The 15,307-nt window shown below is 64.1% G+C and carries 18 protein-coding genes and 1 riboswitch; of the genes, 3 read left to right on the forward strand and 15 right to left on the reverse strand.

The window, feature by feature from the left end; all coding sequences use genetic code 11:
* The first annotated feature begins 242 nt into the window (after positions 1 to 242).
* Positions 243 to 725, forward strand: coding sequence for a hypothetical protein (locus DM807_RS25895; protein WP_012270970.1), 483 nt, complete (start codon positions 243 to 245; stop codon positions 723 to 725).
* A gap of 147 nt (positions 726 to 872) precedes the next feature.
* Positions 873 to 2,138 (forward strand): OmpP1/FadL family transporter, encoded by a 1,266-nt coding sequence (locus tag DM807_RS25900; RefSeq protein WP_012270969.1) that lies wholly within the window; start codon positions 873 to 875, stop codon positions 2,136 to 2,138.
* A 42-nt stretch (positions 2,139 to 2,180) separates the two neighbouring features.
* Here DM807_RS25900 and DM807_RS25905 read toward each other — a convergent pair whose 3' ends face one another.
* On the reverse strand, positions 2,181 to 3,110 hold the full coding sequence (locus DM807_RS25905; RefSeq protein ID WP_012270968.1) for a LysR family transcriptional regulator: 930 nt from the start codon (positions 3,108 to 3,110) through the stop codon (positions 2,181 to 2,183).
* Positions 3,111 to 3,224: 114 nt separating this feature from the next.
* Here DM807_RS25905 and DM807_RS25910 point away from each other — a divergent pair, with 114 nt between their 5' ends.
* A complete protein-coding gene (locus DM807_RS25910) occupies positions 3,225 to 3,485 on the forward strand; it encodes a DUF2798 domain-containing protein (RefSeq protein WP_012270967.1) in 261 nt (86 codons plus the stop codon).
* 228 nt (positions 3,486 to 3,713) lie between these two features.
* Here DM807_RS25910 and DM807_RS25915 read toward each other — a convergent pair whose 3' ends face one another.
* The 14 genes from DM807_RS25915 to cobO all read right to left on the reverse strand — a co-directional run bounded on the left by DM807_RS25915 (position 3,714) and on the right by cobO (position 14,924).
* Positions 3,714 to 4,265: a glutathione peroxidase gene (locus DM807_RS25915; protein ID WP_012270966.1), complete on the reverse strand. Its 552-nt coding sequence runs from the start codon at positions 4,263 to 4,265 to the stop codon at positions 3,714 to 3,716.
* 46 nt (positions 4,266 to 4,311) lie between these two features.
* Entirely contained in the window at positions 4,312 to 4,434 is a 123-nt protein-coding gene (locus DM807_RS27905) for a hypothetical protein (protein WP_012270965.1), read from the reverse strand.
* On the reverse strand, positions 4,431 to 5,633 hold the full coding sequence (locus DM807_RS25920; protein ID WP_012270964.1) for an MFS transporter: 1,203 nt from the start codon (positions 5,631 to 5,633) through the stop codon (positions 4,431 to 4,433). Before DM807_RS25920 ends, DM807_RS27905 begins: the two co-directional genes overlap by 4 nt.
* Positions 5,634 to 5,697: 64 nt before the next feature.
* Positions 5,698 to 6,102 (reverse strand): MarR family winged helix-turn-helix transcriptional regulator, encoded by a 405-nt coding sequence (locus DM807_RS25925; protein ID WP_012270963.1) that lies wholly within the window; start codon positions 6,100 to 6,102, stop codon positions 5,698 to 5,700.
* Between the two features lie 68 nt (positions 6,103 to 6,170).
* Positions 6,171 to 6,893 (reverse strand): adenosylcobinamide-GDP ribazoletransferase, encoded by a 723-nt coding sequence (locus DM807_RS25930; RefSeq protein WP_012270962.1) that lies wholly within the window; start codon positions 6,891 to 6,893, stop codon positions 6,171 to 6,173.
* A gap of 1 nt (position 6,894) precedes the next feature.
* Positions 6,895 to 7,461 carry an alpha-ribazole phosphatase family protein gene (cobC, locus tag DM807_RS25935; RefSeq protein WP_012270961.1) on the reverse strand — a complete coding sequence of 189 codons (567 nt, stop codon included), beginning with the start codon at positions 7,459 to 7,461 and terminating at the stop codon, positions 6,895 to 6,897.
* Positions 7,458 to 8,513 (reverse strand): nicotinate-nucleotide--dimethylbenzimidazole phosphoribosyltransferase, encoded by a 1,056-nt coding sequence (gene cobT / locus DM807_RS25940; protein WP_069942160.1) that lies wholly within the window; start codon positions 8,511 to 8,513, stop codon positions 7,458 to 7,460. The genes cobC and cobT overlap by 4 nt, the downstream gene beginning before the upstream one ends.
* Positions 8,510 to 9,031, reverse strand: coding sequence for a bifunctional adenosylcobinamide kinase/adenosylcobinamide-phosphate guanylyltransferase (gene cobU / locus DM807_RS25945; protein ID WP_012270959.1), 522 nt, complete (start codon positions 9,029 to 9,031; stop codon positions 8,510 to 8,512). The genes cobT and cobU overlap by 4 nt, the downstream gene beginning before the upstream one ends.
* Before the next feature lies 1 nt (position 9,032).
* Positions 9,033 to 10,487 carry a cobyric acid synthase gene (locus DM807_RS25950; protein ID WP_179028139.1) on the reverse strand — a complete coding sequence of 485 codons (1,455 nt, stop codon included), beginning with the start codon at positions 10,485 to 10,487 and terminating at the stop codon, positions 9,033 to 9,035.
* Entirely contained in the window at positions 10,484 to 11,476 is a 993-nt protein-coding gene (gene cobD, locus DM807_RS25955; RefSeq protein ID WP_069942162.1) for a threonine-phosphate decarboxylase CobD, read from the reverse strand. Before cobD ends, DM807_RS25950 begins: the two co-directional genes overlap by 4 nt.
* A complete protein-coding gene (gene cbiB, locus DM807_RS25960) occupies positions 11,469 to 12,377 on the reverse strand; it encodes an adenosylcobinamide-phosphate synthase CbiB (RefSeq protein ID WP_012270956.1) in 909 nt (302 codons plus the stop codon). The genes cobD and cbiB overlap by 8 nt, the downstream gene beginning before the upstream one ends.
* Positions 12,374 to 13,024 (reverse strand): 5,6-dimethylbenzimidazole synthase, encoded by a 651-nt coding sequence (gene bluB / locus DM807_RS25965; RefSeq protein ID WP_012270955.1) that lies wholly within the window; start codon positions 13,022 to 13,024, stop codon positions 12,374 to 12,376. Before bluB ends, cbiB begins: the two co-directional genes overlap by 4 nt.
* Positions 13,021 to 14,316: a cobyrinic acid a,c-diamide synthase CobB gene (locus DM807_RS25970; RefSeq protein ID WP_179028140.1), complete on the reverse strand. Its 1,296-nt coding sequence runs from the start codon at positions 14,314 to 14,316 to the stop codon at positions 13,021 to 13,023. The genes bluB and DM807_RS25970 overlap by 4 nt, the downstream gene beginning before the upstream one ends.
* Positions 14,313 to 14,924 (reverse strand): cob(I)yrinic acid a,c-diamide adenosyltransferase, encoded by a 612-nt coding sequence (gene cobO / locus DM807_RS25975; RefSeq protein WP_012270953.1) that lies wholly within the window; start codon positions 14,922 to 14,924, stop codon positions 14,313 to 14,315. Before cobO ends, DM807_RS25970 begins: the two co-directional genes overlap by 4 nt.
* A 119-nt stretch (positions 14,925 to 15,043) precedes the next feature.
* Positions 15,044 to 15,265, reverse strand: a riboswitch (cobalamin riboswitch).
* Between the last annotated feature and the right edge of the window lie 42 nt (positions 15,266 to 15,307).

Genomic DNA, 15,307 nt, shown 5'->3' on the forward strand with positions numbered 1-15,307 from the left:
ATACCGCGTCATTCAAGCGCTGAATCATCGAGTCGCAAGCCTGCCTGAACGTTCTTGGCGTAATTGCCTTAGGGCATATAGCGTGGAACGTCAGGCAGCAATCGATTTAAAAACAGCTCTTTACACCACGATTATCACACTACACTTCAACTCGAGCGGTGCTTGCCGCTTCCGGCGGGCCTGATCATTCACCAGCTGCCAAGCTCCAGCGCCCGTCCGGCCCTTACCTGCTCGAGGGCATCATGGGTATCGCGGCGAATGAATTGTGTCTGTATGTGATCCGACCCACCCTGGTCTACCTGAACCGTCACTGCGCCAGCGCCGAAGCCTTGTTGCTGGGCATCGCCGCCAGCCAGTCGGCACTCGGCTCAGCCTTGCATGACCGGCGCGGCCACGGCCTCTACCGTATTGGCGAACATCGTCACCAGGCGCTCTGGGACGATTATCTAGCCCGTGACCCCGACCTCGCCAGCCTGATCCGCGGCCTGGCCAGCCAACACGCCTTCCTGGGTGGCCCGCACTTGGAGCTCACCGTCAACCTGCGCTATTCCACTGCGATTGCCTGGATGCTCATCGAAGAGCAGGCCACCCCACTCCCTGCCGCTGACGACTTGCTTGCACTGGCGCGGATCTGGCGCCAAATTTTCAACCCACAAGGCCGCCTGCGCGACTTCACCCATGCCTGGCATGCCTGCATAGATCAGAAATTGCCACAGGCATCTTGAGACACGTCCTACAACTGAACCGGAAAAAAGGGAATTTTGGTCGGATTGTCCTACAAAACCGCTCTAACTCCTGCGATTGAGCCTATAGCGCGGCGCGTGATTTGTTGGTAGCTTTTCGCCCCGGAGATCCCAAGGAGTTTTCTAATAATGAAAAAAGTAATGCTCAAAACCTCCCTCGGCGTTGCCGTTGCTCTTGCATCCAGCCAACTGCTCGCCAGCGGCTTTGCGCTCAACGAACAGAGCATCAGCAGCATGGGGACAGGTTTCGCGGGACGTTCTTCTTCTGCCGATGATGCCAGCACCGTGTTTGGCAACCCTGCAGGCATGTCCCGCCTCAAACGCGAACAATTCACCGTGGGCGGCGCTGCCGTCATCGCCAAGTCCGATATCTCGGGCCCGGGCAGCAACCTCGGGGGGGAAACCGATGGTGACATGGTGCCTTTCGTTGGCGTACCCATGGGTTACTACGTCAAGCCAATCGATGACCACTGGAGCGTCGGCTTCGGTGTCTATGTACCCTTCGGCCTGGTAACCGACTACGGCAGCGATGATGCCGCACGTTACTGGGGCAAGAAGAGCCACGTCGAGGTAGTCACCTTCCAGCCGACCGTCAGCTACGCCTTCAACGACAAGGTATCTATCGGTTTCGGTCCTACCATCAACCGCATCAAGGGTGAGCTGGGCTCGAGCCTGATCAACCCGTTCACCCCAGGCCGCAACGACGGCGAAGTAAAGATCAAGGGTGACGATACCGCCGTTGGCTACAACATCGGCGTTCTGGTACAGGCCACCGACCGTACCCGCGTCGGCCTGACCTATCACTCGATGGTGGACTACAAGCTCGAGGGCAAGACCCGCGTCAGCACCCCGCTGATCGGGCCATTCAACGGCAACAAGTTCGACGCCAGCTTGAAGATCAAAACGCCTGAGTCCGTCGACCTCTCGGTTACCCATGAGCTGGACGACCAGTGGACCCTGTACGCAGGTAGCACCTGGACGCGCTGGAGCCGCCTGAAAGACATCACCGTGCAGAACGATGTCCCCGCACCGCTGGCAGGCTCGGCATTCCAGACCATTACCGAAGAACAGAACTGGCATGACACCTGGGCTCACGCTATTGGTGCATCGTACAAGGTCAACAAGGAGTGGGTGCTGCGCACCGGCTTCACCGTCGACCAATCGCCAACCAACAACCACGACCGCTCGCCACGCATCCCGACTGGCGACCGTAAAGTGTTCAGCGTGGGTGCTGGCTGGAGCCCGAGCGACGACATGACCATCGACGTTGCCTACTCCTACCTGTGGGAGGAGGACACCAAGGTCAACCAGGTCAGCGCGACCAAGGGCAGCTACCAGGCCAAGTACGAGAACAGCGCTCACGGTATCGGTGCATCCCTCACCTACCGCTTCTGATTCGTACGCGTCACATGAAAAACCGCCCTCGTGGCGGTTTTTTCATGCCTGCACCTGCCAGCGAGCCCCCAGACAGTCGCGCAGGTAGTCCATGAACACCCGCACTTTGGTGGTCATGGCAAAGCGGTCGGCCAGGCACAGGTAGATATCCATCGGCTCGGTCTGGGCATAGGCCTGGCCGCTGTCGCTGAATTCGAATAGCGGTACGAGCGCACCGGAGGCAAGATGAGGCCGGACAATGAACTCGGCCAGGCGGGCGATACCACCATCATGCAGTGCCATTTGGGTCAGGGCATCGATATCGTCACTGATCAATACGCTGCCGAACTCCGCGTCAAAACGCAGCCCGTCGCGCACGAAGCCCCAGCGCAGAAACCGCCCATCCACCGGGTAGCGAAACACCAGACACCGGTGAGTGAGCAATGACTCGGGCGTAGCGGGTACACCTGCGCTGTGCAGGTATCCGGGTGAGGCACAGCAAATGAACGGGATGCGGGCAATGTGCCGGGCCAGCAGTTGGTCTTCCAGTTGCGGGGCAATGCGCAGGCTTACGTCGATGTCTTCACGGGCATGGTTTACCCGGCGATCAGTCGTTATCAACTCTATCGAAAGTAGGGGATATCGGGCACTGAATGCGGGTATCAGCGGCGCCAGCACGTGTCGGCCAAAGGCGGACGTCGAGGCGATGCACAGCCGCCCCTGGGGCTCGCTGTCTGGGGTTGTAACCGCCTGTTCGGCCAAGGCCAGGTCACGGTCGATGTGCTTCACGCGCTCGTAATACTGGGTGCCTGCAGGCGTCAAGGCCATGCTGCGTGTGGTGCGGCTGAGCAGGCGTACCCGCAGGTGGCCTTCGAGTCGCGCCAGGTTCTGGCTGACGGCTGCCGGGCTAAGGCCGAGATTACGCGCACCAGCGGCGATGCTGCCAGCCTCGACCACCTTGATGAAACAGCGGATGGCGTTGAGCAGGTCCATGAAACGCTCTTTGATTCGTAAGAATTTCTTTATAAAGAACTCAATAGCGCGGGTCTACAGTTACGTGCCGGAGCATTGCTAACCTGCGCCTCCATTCAACTTTCAGGAGTTCGCATGAGCAACCTGTCCCAGTCGCGCAGCCGACGCAAATTGCACCCGGTCGCCACGCCCTATGTTTTCGCGTTCTACATGTCATCGATCATGGCGCTGTTGATGTGCTTCGTGATCACCGCGGCTAATGCCGGGGTGACACCGGAGTATCTGGGCAATGTGCTCAAGGCTTATCAGTTGGCGATGCCAGTGGCGTTTTTGTGTGTGCTGGTGGTCAGGCCGGTGGTGGTGCGATTGGTGGCGATAACGGTGCACGCACAGTAACCCACCCAACCACGGCCCGGCTCTTGATCTTGATCTTCGCGACTTCAGGAGGCCGAACGCAGGCCTTGCGGAGGGAGGTGACGGGCATGGATGCCCGTCAAGCGCTGGGCCGGATGAGGGGAGCGCAGCGTTTTTTGGTGGGCCTGCCCCGTGACAACAGACGCCAAGAAGCGATACCTACATCGCTATCTTGGAGGTTGTCATGTACCCAACCACCACGCACTTCAGCTACGGCTGTGAAGCGATGGCCTTTTCGATGGCTGCACGGAACGCAGGATCATCCGGTTTGGTCAGGCTGGAGAAGTTACCAATCACCTTCCCCTTACGATCGACAACATACTTGTAGAAATTCCACTTCGGCGCACTGCTCTGGCTGGCCAGCTCCGCAAACAGCGGTATCGCATCCTTGCCCCGCACAGCTTGCGTCTTGGTCATGGTGAAGGTAACGCCATAGTTGGCATAGCAAACCTTGGCGGTCTTTTCGCTATCGGCGTCTTCCTGCTTGAAGTCATTGGACGGCACGCCCAGCATTTCCAGGCCCTGCCCGTGATATTCCTTGTACGTCGCCTCAAGCCCCTCGAATTGCGGGGCAAAACCGCAATAGCTGGCGGTGTTCACCACCACCAGCGGCTTGCCGGCAAAGCGCTCGCACAGCTCGACCTGCCCCTTGCCGCGCAACTCTGGCAGGCTACCCTGCAACAATGCCGGGCAATCGGCAGCCCAGCTGGATGTGCTGGCAAGCAGGGCCAGCACCGGCACCGTCAACCAATGTGCACGCATGACTCGTTTCTCCCGCATGACAATCCTTGAGCTTGCAGGGTAGCGCCTAACAAACACTCATGCCCAGTTGCATCAGCGCCATCCCACCTTGATGCCAGCCCCACCACACCAGTGCCAGCAGCAGCAGGGCGGCGATGGCCAGCAGCCCACGGGCCAGGTAGCGGTTCATGCGGCCTGGGCCTGCAGGCGGGCGACCGGGCGTTCGCGCACCGGCCAGTTGAGGGCTGCGGCCAGCAGGCTGAGCAGGATGGAAATCTGCCAAACCAGGTCGTAGCTGCCGGTGCGGTCATACACCACCCCACCCAACCAGCCGCCCAAGAACGCACCCAACTGGTGGAACAAGAACACGATACCGCCGAGCATGGACAGGTTACGCACCCCGAATACCGTGGCCACGGTGCCATTGGTCAGCGGCACCGTGGACAGCCACAACAGGCCCATGGCGATGCCGAACAGGTAAGCACTGAACTCGCTTACCGGCGCCCAAAGGAATAGCACGATCACCACCGCTCGCAGCAGGTACAGCCCGGTCAGCAGGCGCGGCTTGGACATGCGCCCGCCCAACCAGCCAGCAGTGAAGGTTCCGACGATATTGAACAGGCCAACCAACGCCAGCACCGTGGTACCGGTGGTCGCAGCCAGGTGCTGATCAACCAGGTAGGCCGGCAGGTGCACCCCGATGAACACCACCTGGAAGCCGCAAACGAAGAAGCCCAGTGCCAGCAACCAGAACCCAGGATGGGAACATGCTTCGCGCAGCGCCTGGCCCAGGGTCTGCTCGGCACCATGGCTGGGCAACGGGCGGTCGCGCAGCAGGCCGACGAAGGGCACGATAAACGCCACCATCAGGCCCAGCACCAGCAAGGCTGCGGACCAACCCAGCCACTGGATCAGGCCGAGGGTGCCCGGCAGCATGGCGAACTGGCCAAACGAACCGGCGGCGCTGGCAATGCCCATGGCCATGCTGCGCTTCTCTGCCGGTACGGCACGCCCGACCACGCCGAGGATGACCGAAAACGATGTGCCAGACAGGCCGATGCCAATCAGCAAGCCGGCACTGAGCGACAATGACCAGGCGGAGTCGGCCATGCCCATGAACACCAAGCCGATGGCGTAGAGAATGCCACCGATGATCACCACCCGCGCTGCGCCCATACGGTCGGCCAAGGCACCGGCGAATGGTTGCGCCAGCCCCCAGACCAGGTTCTGCAAGGCAATGGCAAAAGCGAACACCTCCCGCCCCCAACCAAAATCGGCGCTCATCGGCGCCAGGAACAAACCAAAGCCGTGCCGCACACCCAGGGACAGCGCCAGGATCAAGGCCGCCCCCACCAATACCCACCCGCTGGTTCGCCACACCGAAGTCATTGTCGTTTTCTCCAGCACATCGCAAGGTTTTTGCGGGTATATACCCGCTTATAGTCGTATCAATTCACGCCAGTTGGTCCAGCAAACGCACCAGTTCATCCCGCGGCCCTTCGCCCAACCGCTCCACCAGCTTGATCTGGGCTTGTTCCCAGGCCGGATACGCAGCACGCAGCAGCTGCGTACCGGCCTCGGTCAACAGCACCACACGGTTACGCTGGTCGTCGCCATCAGCCAGGGCCACCAGCCCTTCCGCCTCCAGCACCCGCAGGTTGCGGCCTAGGGTACTGCGCTCCAGGCCCATGGCCTCGGCCAAGGTGGTGATACTGGGGCGGTCGAGCCGTTGCAGGTGTCTCAGCAAGGAAAACTGCGCAACATTGACCCCGAAGCCGGAGAGGGCCTCGTCGTAATGCCGGCTCACCCCACGGGCGGCACGACGCAGATGGGTACAGATGCATTCACTGGTCAGCATGGATACGTGTATATACCCGCACCTTAGATGTTGCAAGAAATTTCATTTCTGCGTAGGCCTGAAAGGCTTCAGAGGCCCAAGGCCAACCCCAGCACCACCGCCAATTCGAGTAACTCGAGCAGCGCGCCGGCAGTATCCCCAGTGGCCCCACCCAGCCGTCGGTACATCAGATGTCGCAGCCAGGCAAACACCGCCACCGCCAGCAGCACTACCCATCCGCCCAAGAGCAGGCAGAAAAGCGCACAACACAGCAACACCCACCCGGCAGCACGCCGGGGCAGATGTTCGGCCAGCGCCTGCCCCAACCCACCGGGGCGCACATACGGCGTGCAAAGGAACAACCCCAACATTGCCGTTCGCCCGATCAACGGCGCCAGCAGCAATTGCGCCCCGACACCCTGCTCGACCAGCACCCATAAGGCGCAAAACTTCAACAACAGCACCAGCACCAGGGTGACCACGGCAATCGGCCCGCTGCGCGGGTCCTTCATGATCTGCAGGGTGCGTTCACGGTCGCCGAAGCCACCCAACCAGGCGTCTGCGCTGTCCGCCAGGCCATCCAGGTGCAAGGCGCCACTGAGCAGCACCCACGCTGTCAGCAGCAACGCCGCATGCAGCGGCGCCGGTGTACCTTGCAGCAGATGGCTGGCCAACCACAACAGCAGCCCGAACAGCAGCCCGACCAGCGGGTAGTACAGCAGCGAACGCCCCACCTCACGCGCTGCCGGCATGCCCGGCAAGCTCACCGGCAGGCTGCTGAGAAACTGCAAGGCGATCAAGAAAGGCAGCATCTCAGCGGGCCTCGACCAACTGCCCGTCAACACCCGGCACCAGGCGCATCAACGCGCCATGCCCGACTTCGACCTGCAGCAATTGTTCCCTCGGCAAACCCCGGGCACGCGCCAGCAACAACCGCATTACCCCGCCATGGGTGACCAACAGCACGCGCTTGCCGGCATGTTGAAGGTGCAAACGCTCGACAGCTGCCAGCACCCGTTCGGCAAACGCCTCGACCGGCTCGCCGTTGGGCGGTGTGAAGGCGTAAGGGTCCGCCCAGAACCGCCCAAGCGCGTCGGCCTGGTGCTCCATGATCTGCGCGGCGCTACGCCCCTCCCAATCGCCGAAATGCAGCTCTTGCAGGGCAGGCTCACGCTGCACCGGCACGTTCAACCGCGCGCCCAGCTCATCGGCGAACCGCGCACAGCGCTGCAGCGGCGAGCTGACCAAAACCTGCCACGGGCCGGCCTCGGCCACGGCACTGCGCATTTGCGCCCACCCCTTGTCGGTCAGGGCATCGTCAAGGCTGCCGCGCAGGCCGCCCTGTTCCGTTTCACCATGGCGCAGCAGGTCGAGGATCATGCCGGGCGGTCCGCCACCGCGGCCTCGGCAAAGGTCGCCATTTGCCCATGCAGCGCACAGGCCAGGCGCAGCAGCGGCACCGCCAGGGCAGCACCACTGCCCTCGCCCAGGCGCAGGCCCAGGGCCAGCAACGGCTCGGCCTGCAGCGCAGCCAGCAAGGCCTTGTGCCCAGGCTCGGCACCCTGGTGGGCGAACAGCAGCCAGGCCCGGCACTGCGGGTTAAGATGCACTGCCACCAACGCGGCGACACTGCAGATGAAACCATCCACCAGCACCGCAACACCCGCCTGCGCGCAGCCGATGTAGGCGCCAGCCAACGCCGCTATCTCGAATCCGCCAACACAGCCCAGCGCCTGCAACGGGTCTTCAGCACGCAGGCCGTGCAGGCGCAGCGCCCGCTCGATGACCTCGGCCTTGTGCCGCACGCCGGCATTGTCCAGCCCAGTGCCTGGGCCGCTCAGCTGTGCCGCCGGGCAGCTCAGCAGGACGCTGGCCAGGGCTGCGGCGGCCGTGGTGTTGCCGATGCCCATCTCGCCACCGATGAACAGCTGAGCACCCTGTTCAGCGGCGCGCAGGGCGCTGTCGCGGCCGGCCTGCAAGGCTGCTTGCAACTGGTTCTCGGTCATCGCGGGCTGGCAGGCAAAGTTGGCGGTGCCGGCGCCCAGGCGCAGATGGCGCACACCGGGCAGCTCCAACTGCGCGTCGATGGTGCCCAGGTCGACCACTTCCAGGCTGGCTTGCAGTTGCCGCGCCAGTACACTGATCGCCGCACCGCCGCCGACGAAGTTACGCAGCATCTGCCCGGTCACCGCCTGCGGGTAGGCCGAGATGCCTTCTTCGACCACCCCGTGGTCGCCGGCAAAAATGGTAATTGCGACCTGATCCAGGATCGGCCGCTCACACCCTTGCAGGCCTGCCAACTGGATAGCCAAGCCCTCCAGCTGGCCGAGTGAGCCGGCAGGTTTGGTCAGTTGCTGCTGACGGGCGTGGGCCTGGTCCATGGCATCGTTGTCGAGGGGATGGCAGGCGTCACGCCACCAGGCTTGGGTCATAGTGCAGGTCCTTTGAGCATTAGGGGCAGGCCGGCCACCGTCAGCACCACGCGCTGACAGCGTTCGGCCACGGCTTGGTGCAGCCAGCCGGCCAGGTCGACATAGCGCCGGGTCAGCTCGCCCATGGGCACGACGCCCAGGCCGGTTTCGTTACTGACCAGGACAAGGGTGCCAGGCAACTGCTCCAGGCAGGCCAGCAGGGCATCACGCTCCTCGGCCAGGCGCTGGTCGTCTTCCAGCATCAGCAGGTTGGTCAACCACAGGGTCAGGCAATCCACCAGCAGGCATCGCCCTTCGGCCGCTTCGGCGCGCAGCACCGCGGCCAAGGCCAGGGGTTCTTCGATCAACCCCCAGTCATCGGGGCGACGTTGGCGATGCAGCAACACGCGTTCGTTCATTTCACCATCCAGCGGTTGGCTGGTGGCGATGTAGGTCACTGGCAGGCCACTGGCGCTGGCCAGCTGTTCGGCCAGCCGGCTCTTGCCGGACCGGGCGCCGCCGAGGATCAGGTTGCGCATGTCAGGCCACCCCGCACAGTTGGCGCAACAGCGCGGTGTCCAGGTGCTTTTCCACCAGGTCGGCCAGGCGCTCGATATCGCGTTCGCGCAACGCTTCGTAGTCGATCGCCTGCACATCCTCCAGCCCGGCCCAGCGCAGCAGCGCGGCACACGACTGGCTGCCTTCGAACAAACCGTGCAGGTAGGTGGCGAGGATCTGGCCATCCGCGCTGACAGCGCCATCACAGCGGCCATCGGCCAGTTGCACGGCAGGTCGCTCAAGGGCTGGACCCGAGGTGACCCCGGCATGAATTTCATAACCGGCAACCGCTGCAGCTTCAAGGTTCAGTGTGCCGGCAACGTTGCGCAGTTGCTTCTCGGCTTCAAGCACCGTGGCGTAGTCAAGCAAGCCGAGCCCCTGGCTTGAGCCGGTGGCCCCTTCCAGCCCCAGTGGGTCATGCACTTGGCGCCCGAGCATCTGCAAGCCACCGCAAATACCGATCAGCTTGCCACCATAGCGCAGGTGCCGCTCGATGGCCTTGTCCCAACCGCGCTCGCGCAGTTGTGCCAGGTCGCCACGCACACTTTTGGAGCCCGGCAGGATAATCAGGTCGGCAGCCGGAATCGGCTGGCCTGGGCCGATGAACTGCAGGTCTACCTGCGGGTGCAGGCGCAGCGGGTCGAAGTCGGTGTGGTTGCTGATGCGCGGCAGTACCGGCACGATCACCTTGAGTACACGCGCGAGCTTGGCGCCCTGGCGCACATCAATACCGTCTTCGGCTTCCAGATGCAGGTCGGTGACGTAGGGCAGTACGCCCAGTACCGGCTTGCCGGTGCGTTGCTCCAGCCAGTCCAGCCCCGGTTGCAGCAAGGCGATATCGCCACGGAAGCGGTTGATCACAAAACCTTTGACCCGCGCCTGCTCACTGGGCGACAGCAATTCCAGCGTGCCCACAAGATGGGCGAACACACCGCCACGGTTGATGTCGGCGACCAGGATCACCGGGCAGTCCACCGCTTCGGCAAAACCCATGTTGGCGATGTCGCCGGCACGCAAGTTGATTTCTGCCGGCGAGCCTGCGCCCTCGACCATGACCACCGGGTACGCGGCGCTCAGGCGCTGGTGCGATGCCAGCACTGCCTGCATGGCCGTGGCCTTGTAGTCGTGGTAGGCCACTGCATTCATGCTGGTGACTGCGCGGCCATGAATGATCACCTGGGCACCGGTATCGCTATTGGGCTTGAGCAATACAGGGTTCATGTCGGTATGGGGTGCCAGCCGGCAAGCCTGAGCTTGCACTGCTTGAGCACGGCCGATTTCACCGCCATCGGCGGTCACTGCGCTATTGAGCGCCATGTTCTGCGGCTTGAAGGGCACCACACCGACACCCTGGCGCAGCAGCCAGCGGCACAGCGCGGTCACCAGCGTGCTCTTGCCGGCATCGGAGGTGGTGCCTTGCACCATGAGAGTGGTCATGCCGTTTCCTTTTGATAAGCCGCCAGGGCCTGGGCCAGGCGCTGTTCGTCCGCCGCGCAAGCCGGCAGCCCCAGGCGCACCGCCGCTGGTTGTTCGAACAGGCGCACCAGAATGCCGCGACGGGCGAGAAAGTCGTGCAGTTGTGCCGCATGCTCGCTGCGCACGTACTGGAACAGGTCGCAGCCACCGCTGGGCACCAGGCCGGCACTGCACAATATTGCCGCAAGCCGCTGGCTGGCGGCAGCACAGCGCTCGGTCTGCTGGCGCTGGGCGGCTTGGTCAGCCAGGCTAGCCTGGGCCAGCACCCGGGTCGGGCCGTTGACGGTCCACGGGCCGAGCAACTCGGCCAGGCGTAGCAGCAGGCTGTGCTCAGCCACGACAAAGCCCAGGCGCACCCCGGCCAGGCCGAAGAACTTGCCGAACGAGCGCAGCACGATCAGGCCCGGCCGTTCGGCGCAATCCACCACGCTGTCTGCCGGGGTGTTGTCCATGAAGGCTTCGTCGACCAGCAGCCAGCCACCACGAGCAGCCAGGCGAGCATGCCAAGCCAGCAGGCGTTCGCGCGATACCCGGCGGCCGGTCGGGTTGTTGGGGTTGACCAACACCAGCACATCGAGGCTGTCGAGCGTCGCCTCGACCTGCGCTTCATCCAGCTCAAGCAGTTGGTGGCCCGCCCGTTGCCAGGCATACGGGTGCTCGGCATAGCACGGCGTCAGCACGCCTACCCGGCCCGCTGTGCGCAGCAGCGGCAAGGCCTGGATCGCGGCCTGCGAGCCGGCAACCGGCAGCAGCTGGCGGGCGCCGTAAAACGCGCGCGCGGCGTCTTCCAGGCCGTCCTCGGTCTCCGGCAGGCGGGCCCAGGCATCGACGGGAATCGACGGAATCGGGAACGGCCAGGGCGCAATGCCACTGGACAAGTCGAGCCACTGCTCACGGGCGATACCGTATTGCCGCACCGCGCGCAGCAGGCGACCACCGTGTTCAAGCATTGATATAAGCCCCCAGGCAGATCACCAGCAGCCACAGCCACACACCGCGCTGCACCAGGCCCCAGCCGCGTTCGATGGCGTCGGCATCGGCCATCGGCCCCTCGCCCAGGCGTGGGCGCTCATGCAGCTCGCCGTGGTACACCGCCGGGCCACCCAACTCCACGCCCAGCGCACCGGCACCGGCAGCCATCACCGGGCCGGCATTGGGGCTGTCCCACAGCGGGCCTTGCTTGCGCCAGCAGGCCAGGGCCAGGCGGGTCTTGCCCAGTAGCGCGTAGGTCAGCGCCACCAGCCTTGCGGGTACATAGTTGAGCACATCGTCGATGCGCGCCGCGCACCAGCCAAAACGTTCGAAGCGTTCATTGCGGTAGCCCCACATGGCATCCAGCGTATTGCTCAAGCGGTACAGCACCACACCCGGCGCACCCGCCACCACAAACCAGAACAACGCGGCGAACACCGCGTCGCTGCCGTTCTCCAGCACTGACTCGGTGGCTGCTCGAGCTACCGCCGGCTCGTCCAGTTCGCGGGTTTCGCGGCTGACCAGGTAACCGACCCGGCGCCTCGCCTCTTCCAGGTCGCCCTGACGCAAGGCGTTGGCCACCGGCAGTACATGCTCGCCCAGGCTGCGCAGCCCCACGGCGCAATACAGCGCCAGCACGTCCACCAGCCAGCCGATGTACGGCAGCCACGACAGCACCAGTGCCACCAACGTCAGCGGCACCACCGCCAGAAACCAAGCACTTACGCCGTGGCTGCGCCAGCCACGTCCGCCGGCATTCAGGCGACGCTCAAGGTTACTGGCCATATTGCCGAAGGCCACCAAAGGGTGGCGCCGCTGCGGTTCGCCCAGCAAGGCGTCCAGGGCAACCCCAGCCACGGTCAGCAAGGCCACGCTCATTGACGCTCTCCCCATTGGTTTTCGTAAAGCATTTCACTCAAGGGCCGCTCTTGGGCCCAGTTTTCCTGCACCAGCATGGGCACCGGGTAGAACTCGGTGACCGGCCCCAGGCACAACACCGCAACGGGCTTGGCCCCGGCCGGCATGCCCAGCAACGCTGCCAGCGCAAGCGGGTCGAACAGCGACACCCAGCCCATCCCCAGTCCTTCGCCACGCGCAGCCAGCCATAGGTTCTGGATGGCGCAGGCCAGCGAGGCCAGGTCCATTTCCGGCAGGGTACGGCGGCCGAAAATGTGCGGCTCGCGGTTGTCCATCAAGGCTGCCACCAGCAGCTCGGCACAGTCGTTGATGCCTTCTACCTTCAGTTTCATGAAGTCATCGGCTCGCTCGCCCAATGCCTCAGCCGTGCGTACACGCTCCGCTTCTACCAAGGCCTGGATGCGGCTGCGCAGGTCTCGCTGGGTAATCCGGATGAAACGCCACGGCTGCATGAGCCCGACACTGGGCGCCTGGTGCGCGGCGGCAAGCAAGCGGGCAAGCAACTCCGGCGCCACCTGGCCACCGGCAAAATGGCGCATGTCGCGGCGCTCACCGATGGCCCGGTAGATCGCGGCGCGTTCAGCGTCGCTGTATGCGTGTTCGCTCATGGTCGCAACAACGCCGCCGCCGCATCGCGGTTGGACGGGAAGTAGAAGTGCACGTAGGAAGCGGTCAACCGACCCAGGCGATACACCGCTTCGTTGCCCCGCCCGCCGTTGGGGCTCAGGCCACGAGCGATCGGTTCCAGCGCAGTGCTGGTCAGCGAGTGGTGATAGGTGTGCCCGCGCAAGGTACCCTCCGGCAGTTCCACCGCCTGCAGCGCCAGGGCCGCCAGGCGCTTCTGCATGGTCGCCTCACCCGGCAGCAGCCCCAGCAGCTCGGCACGTTCGCCTGCCACGTCAGTCAGGGCATCGAGCAGGTACAGCATGCCACCGCACTCGGCCAGCAACGGCTTGCCCTGCGCATGATGGGCGCGAATCGCTGCGCACATCGGTGCGTTTGCGGCCAATGCGTGGTGATGCAGTTCGGGGTAGCCGCCCGGCAGGTACAGGCTGTCTACCGGTGGCAGCTCGCGGTCGTGCAGCGGCGAGAAAAACGCCAGCTGAGCGCCAAGGTTGCGCAGCAGGTCGAGGTTGGCGCCATAGGTGAAGGCAAACGCCTCGTCCCGCGCCACGCCAATGCGTACACCTGCCAACGAGGTAGAGCAGGCCTGCGGTTCGGGCTCGGCAAAGGTTACCGGCGGCGGCAAAGCCGCGTCGCAACTGGCGCCCAGCGCCTCGGCAGCAGCATCCAGGCGGGCCTCCAGATCATTCAGCTCGCTGGCCTGCACCAGCCCCAGGTGGCGGCTAGGCAGCTCAATGCCACGCTCGCGGGACAAGCCGCCATACCAGCGCAACCCTTGGGTCAGGCTGCCTTCCAGCAGTTGCGCATGGCGCAGGCTGCCCACCCGGTTGGCCAGCACGCCGGCGAACGGCAGGTCGGCCTGATAGCGCGCCAGGCCCAGAGCCAGGGCGCCGAATGTCTGAGCCATGGCCGTGCCGTCGATCACCGCCAGCACCGGTACGCCGAAATGGCGGGCCAGGTCGGCGCTGGACGGGGTGCCGTCGAACAGCCCCATCACCCCTTCGATCAGGATCAGGTCGGCCTCGCCGGCAGCGTCCCACAACAGGCGACGGCTTTCATCTGCACCGATCATCCACAGGTCCAGCTGGTACACCGGCGCGCCACTGGCCCGCTCGAGAATCATCGGGTCCAGAAAATCGGGCCCGCACTTGAACACCCGCACCTTACGCCCGAGGTTACGGTGCAAGCGTGCCAGAGCAGCAGTGACAGTGGTCTTGCCCTGGCCAGAGGCTGGTGCCGCGATCAGCACGGCGGGGCAGTGGCGCGATCGACTCACAGCTCGACGCCCTTCTGTGCGCGGATACCGGCCTGGAAAGCGTGCTTGAGCATGCCCATCTCGGTCACGGTGTCGGCCAGTTCGATCATTTCATCCTTGGCCGCACGGCCAGTGACGATCACATGCTGCATCGGCGGGCGGGCCTGAATGTCGGACAGCACCTGGTCCAGGTCGAGATAGCCATGCTTGAGGGCGATGTTGAGCTCATCCAGTACCACGAACTGCACACTTGGGTCTTGCAGCAACTGGCGCGACACCGCCCAGGCGGCTTCAGCGGCAGCAATGTCGCGCTGGCGGTCCTGGGTTTCCCAGGTAAAGCCTTCGCCCATGACGTGGTAGCGCACTTGCTCGGGGAAGCGGCGGAAGAACAGTTCTTCGCCGGTGCTGTTGCGGCCTTTGATGAACTGCACCACACCGCACTGCATGCCATGGCCCAGGGCGCGTGCGAGCATGCCGAAGGCCGAGCTGCTCTTGCCTTTGCCGTTGCCGGTCAGCACCAGCAGCAGGCCGCATTCGTTGGGGGAATTGGCGATGCGTTCGTCGATGACCGCCTTCTTGCGCTGCATGCGCGCCAGGTGGCGTTCGTCGCGTTCGGTGGATTCGCTCATGGGGTTCTCCGCTGGCTGGCACCACGGCAACGCGCGGCGGCAGGTAATAGGCAGGCAAACGGAGAACGCGCAGGGGCCATGGCAGGGCGCCACGGTGCACCGCGCATCACCCTCCGTGATGCCGTTGGCAGTAACAGGCCGGTCTCCGGGCTTGTGAGTGGGCGTTAGGCCCTGGCCTGCGCGCCTTCCCGGATGCTGGCATCCAGTGGCCTTGCGCGGCCTTCTGCTCACTTACCGTTGCGGGGGCAGCGCCGGATTCGCGCCATGCAGGCGCCCACCGGCTTCCCAGTTTCACCCTGCCCAGTCGAAGCTGGCAGGGCACCTGAAACACGCGCGAAGGTTAGAGGGTTGCACCGGGAGCGTCAATCGAAGCGGGTGTTGCA

The sequence above is a fragment of the Pseudomonas hunanensis genome, from assembly GCF_013393325.1.
GTDB lineage: Bacteria > Pseudomonadota > Gammaproteobacteria > Pseudomonadales > Pseudomonadaceae > Aquipseudomonas > Aquipseudomonas putida_P.